Origin of the sequence: Candidatus Magnetominusculus xianensis (assembly GCA_001541255.1) — a bacterium.
Taxonomy (GTDB): Bacteria; Nitrospirota; Thermodesulfovibrionia; order Thermodesulfovibrionales; family Magnetobacteriaceae; genus Magnetominusculus; species Magnetominusculus xianensis.
In genome coordinates, this window is the sequence record LNQR01000106.1 from 1 (window position 1) to 3,022 (window position 3,022).

General features: G+C 41.7%; 5 protein-coding genes and 1 pseudogene. 5 read left to right on the top strand and 1 reads right to left on the bottom strand.

Annotated elements, in window-relative coordinates; translation table 11 throughout:
* The first annotated feature begins 216 nt into the window (after positions 1-216).
* The 5 genes from ASN18_RS13800 (at position 217) to ASN18_RS13820 (ending at position 2,507) form a co-directional block, all read left to right on the top strand.
* On the top strand, positions 217-417 hold the full coding sequence (locus ASN18_RS13800) for a type II toxin-antitoxin system HicB family antitoxin (protein WP_085053369.1): 201 nt from the start codon (positions 217-219) through the stop codon (positions 415-417).
* Positions 414-632, top strand: coding sequence for a type II toxin-antitoxin system HicA family toxin (locus tag ASN18_RS18000; protein WP_085053370.1), 219 nt, complete (start codon positions 414-416; stop codon positions 630-632). The genes ASN18_RS13800 and ASN18_RS18000 overlap by 4 nt, the downstream gene beginning before the upstream one ends.
* A gap of 461 nt (positions 633-1,093) precedes the next feature.
* Entirely contained in the window at positions 1,094-1,810 is a 717-nt protein-coding gene (locus ASN18_RS13810; RefSeq protein WP_085053371.1) for a TIGR04255 family protein, read from the top strand.
* Entirely contained in the window at positions 1,807-2,220 is a 414-nt protein-coding gene (locus ASN18_RS13815) for a hypothetical protein (protein ID WP_085053372.1), read from the top strand. The genes ASN18_RS13810 and ASN18_RS13815 overlap by 4 nt, the downstream gene beginning before the upstream one ends.
* Before the next feature lie 2 nt (positions 2,221-2,222).
* Positions 2,223-2,507 carry a hypothetical protein gene (locus tag ASN18_RS13820; RefSeq protein WP_085053373.1) on the top strand — a complete coding sequence of 95 codons (285 nt, stop codon included), beginning with the start codon at positions 2,223-2,225 and terminating at the stop codon, positions 2,505-2,507.
* Positions 2,508-2,686: 179 nt separating this feature from the next.
* Here the strand turns inward: ASN18_RS13820 and ASN18_RS17635 are convergent.
* Positions 2,687-3,022 (bottom strand): annotated as a pseudogene (locus tag ASN18_RS17635) (hypothetical protein); the annotation flags it as partial.

Here is a 3,022-nt window from a genome sequence, read left to right on the forward strand (position 1 = left end):
ACGACAACCGTCCCGTTATTGTGATGGCACAGGATGAGGGGGCGTATCTGCAATGTCAGAAGAGCATGGGCTCCACCTGATTCACGACCCCATGAGTAGAGGGGTTGTACCACATTATCACATATATCACCTGTATATATAGGAAAAAATATTTTCAGACATATAATCGAGGCGCCGGAGGTTGTCAAGGACGATTTACTATTGATATAATGAGACATGAGGCAGGTAATCATATATCCTGGAGAGGACGGCTATTGGATAGCCGAATGTCCGTCATTGCCGGGCTGTATCACTCAAGGGAAAAGTAAAGAAGAGGTTATAGCAAACGTTAAAGAAGCGATAGAACTTTACATTGAAGTATTGATAGAAAGAAAATCTACTGTGCCAGAAGACACCCTCGAAGTCCTGCAAGTATGAAACTGCCGTGCATCTCTGGTCGCCAATGCGTCAAGGCTCTTGAGAAAATTGGATTCCACGAGGTCAGGCAAAGGGGCAGTCATATTGTCTTATGCAGGGATAATCCCTACGCTCAGGTTATCGTTCCTAACCATGACACGTTAGACAGAGGTACATTGAGGGCAATTATTCGACATTCAAATCTTACGGTTGCTGAATTTATCGAGTTGCTTTAGGTTTTCACTGTGCCTAAATTGTGCCCGTGACATACAAATTCAGCCCAATTCTACCCAACTCCCGCCAACATAAAGAAAAAGGCTAAACCCTTGTGGATAAAGGATTTAGCCTGTGTTTATGCGGTTCTACAAGATATAGATTTTTATGTATCGTTGGACTTAAAATCCCTCGGGTTTCGCGCTCGTGCCGGTTCGAGTCCGGCCCCCGGCATTCCAATAAAAACAAGGGGTTAGACGGTTATTGTCAACCCCTTTTCCATTTTTTATTTTAAATCTGGGGAAAGAATAGAGAAAGTCAGGCTCGTGTAAACCCTAACAGTCTTAGGTATCCCATTGTCGTAGAAATATTGCTGTGACCAAGCCGCTGCATGATCTCCAAAAAATAATCTGCCTATTTATAAGGAATTTTTGATATAATCAATGACCAAGAGCTAAATCTTATCAAAGAATGAGGAGGTCGGTTGCCTAAGAAGGTGACATCTGAGCCTTATCCGAATTCATCGCTTGTCGAGGTAATATTTGAGATACAATTTCCAGAAGAACCGGTGATCGAGTGTAAACGCGACATTTTTTATGAATCGGTGCGAAGTGAATATTCACAGGTGTTGGTACCTCAAACAAAAACAGGAGGCGTTGTTGTTCTTGAGCCATACATCTTTGAAAGAAGAGATAAGTCTTCAGGTTTAATGTTAGCGATGAACAGATTCTCCTTTTATTGCAGAAAATATCAGGGATTTGCTGAATTCAAAAAAATGTTTCTAAAAATATTAAGAGGGTTCAGACTTGCGTATCCGAAAATAGACAAATTGACAAGAACGGGCTTTAGATATGTAAACATCATCCCCTTCACCAGAGAGGATGGCGTAGTGCCTTTCAATAAATTCCTTAAAATGACTATTCAAACACCAGCCTCAATACCATCACAGTACGAAAATATAAGTTTGGGGTTTATTTCAAAGACTGATGGCGGTTCTATAACTGTAAGGGTTGAAACAATGCTGTCTGTCAATCAAGGGGGAGAAGCCATTCTTCTTGATTTAGATTGTGTTAAGGAAAGGGACCTAATCATTCAGAGTGTTGGCAAATACTTGGAAGAGAGCCATAGTTTTTTACGGCAACTCTTTGAAGACTTAATTACTGACGATTATCGGGCATTCTTGAGAGGAGATACTTTATGACTTTTGCAACATATTCCTATCACCAAGTTCGTAACATAACGAGAGAAACAGTTCCAGCCTTTACTTCGTCATGTACTTTCCCAGCAGGGACGGCCCAAGAGCATATTCCTGAATTCGGAGGCAAGAGACTTTTCGCCCCGATATGGTCAATCACTGACAGGGCAGAGAAACGACAGCTTTCTAAGCCGATAAAAGTGCATATTTATATGGAAGAGGAAGTTTTTTTTGCTGAGAGTGAGACCCTTGTAGTAGTTGGCACTGGCAGTTCGGAAAATGAGGCTATTGACGATATGTGCAAACACATTATCCATTTTTATCACTATTACAGGAAACTGCCATTGGATAAAGTTACCGGTGATGCCATAAGGTTGAAGAAAATATACGGAACCCTTTTTGTTGAGACAAAATAACGGTGCCGATAGAGCGGAAACAGATTGAGACATCTCTTCAGAAAAAGGGGTTTGTTCAAGAGGGAGGAGACCACAAATACTTTTATCATGAAGTTGACGGTAAGCGGACAGGCGCCTATGCTTTCACATCCCGCAGCACTGGACATAAAACCTATACTGACAATCTGCTTGGCGCTATGAAAATACAACTGAGACTTGATTCTCTGAATCAGGTGAAACGACTGCTTGAGTGTCCAATGGACAGCGAAGAATATAATAAGATATTAAGACAAAAAGGCGTCTTATGACTCTGATGCAGTAGAGCTTGAGAAATCCATCCGTCATTGGCATATATCCCTAAAACCGAAAAAGAGATTGAAAAAAGGGTGAAAGGGCTTCACGTCAATGTCAGGGATATATTCGAGTAATATTCAAGATTCAAGTAACCGGCATTTTTCGATGAATGGCTAACCTGCACACCCCAAGGCTACGGCAATGCCCGTTCAATACTATCTAAAATCTCCTGCCCTTTCTTTTTATATTCCAGAGCTTCCTCCTGAAAGCCCGCCTTTCCCTCAAGCTCATGGCCAAGCTGTTTATAAGCAGCTCCAATTGAGTAATTATCACGTATTTGTTCATAGAGTTTTATCGCCCTGAATACTTCACTTATCCCCGCTTTTATCCCCGCTATCCCCGCGTCTGTCGAGTTATCTCTTATAAAACAAAGCCCCAAACTCCTAATGCAGTTAGCCTGCCCTAAAATAGCGCCAATCTGCTTGTAAAGAGGGAGAGCGGTATTATAAGAATTCAAAGCGTCGATGTT

Bases quoted from the DNA above. Each gene is read 5' to 3' on its own strand.
- ASN18_RS13800 (WP_085053369.1), top strand. From the start codon at position 217: ATGAGGCAGGTAATCATATATCCTGGAGAGGACGGCTATTGGATAGCC.
- ASN18_RS18000 (WP_085053370.1), top strand. From the start codon at position 414: ATGAAACTGCCGTGCATCTCTGGTCGCCAATGCGTCAAGGCTCTTGAG.
- ASN18_RS13815 (WP_085053372.1), top strand. From the start codon at position 1,807: ATGACTTTTGCAACATATTCCTATCACCAAGTTCGTAACATAACGAGA.